The organism is Polaromonas sp. P3_C2, assembly GCF_056402675.1.
The window spans coordinates 1-733 of sequence record NZ_JBFUGX010001151.1 but is presented as its reverse complement, the minus strand read 5'-3'; the positions used below and the strand labels follow the sequence as shown (position 1 = coordinate 733).

The 733-nt window shown below is 55.3% G+C and carries 1 pseudogene; it reads right to left on the bottom strand.

Going from position 1 to position 733, the window contains the following annotated elements:
* Positions 1-655: pseudogene (locus tag AC1DWI_RS25260) on the bottom strand (hypothetical protein); the annotation flags it as partial.
* Between the last annotated feature and the right edge of the window lie 78 nt (positions 656-733).

Genomic DNA, 733 nt, shown 5'->3' with positions numbered 1-733 from the left:
CCTCCGGGCTTGTTGTCACCCCGACAGATATCGCGTCCAGGCCGTCGACCATCGTGCATTTGAAAGTCGCATCCGCCTGTTTGTTGCATTCCATGACACCACGAGACTTGCCATCCACCTTGAAACGCGCAGGATGAAAGATGTAGGTGAGATCCGAGGGATCTTTTGGATAGACGGTGCGATCCAGAAGATCGTCCGGAAATTTCTTCTCGGTCATTTCCCTGATGAGATAGGCCATCCGGGCCCCAAGTTGCGGGATCGCCTGTTTGGTTTCCTTGTTGTGCGCCCCGTGCAGGCCAATCATGGTTTTCGCCAGAGGAGTGCCGTCGCTGTAATAGCGGTGTACCCCTCCGAGAAAAACAAGGCCGCATGCGGACTCGCATTTTCCTGAGACTGCAGTGTCGAGGCCTGCATCCCGAATGCGCCTTGCAAGTTCTTGCCCATTCCAGAGATCTCCCCCGGGGCTGTTGTGCAGCAAAACGAGTTTCACTTGATTCGTGGCAAGCTGATCCTTAAGCTGGGCAACGTCGCCGCCAACAACCGGTCCGGACATGATCAGTGTTTCGCCAATGAGATTGAAGTCCATGGCCAGGGCCGGCGTGACGGCGAGCTGGAACGCGACCAGGACGAGCCATCTTCTATGGTGAAACGGCATTTGTGGCGCCTTAAAGGTTTGCCAAGCCACTCAGCGACGGGCAAACACTATTCATCAAGAAAATCCCCTCGGTAAAAG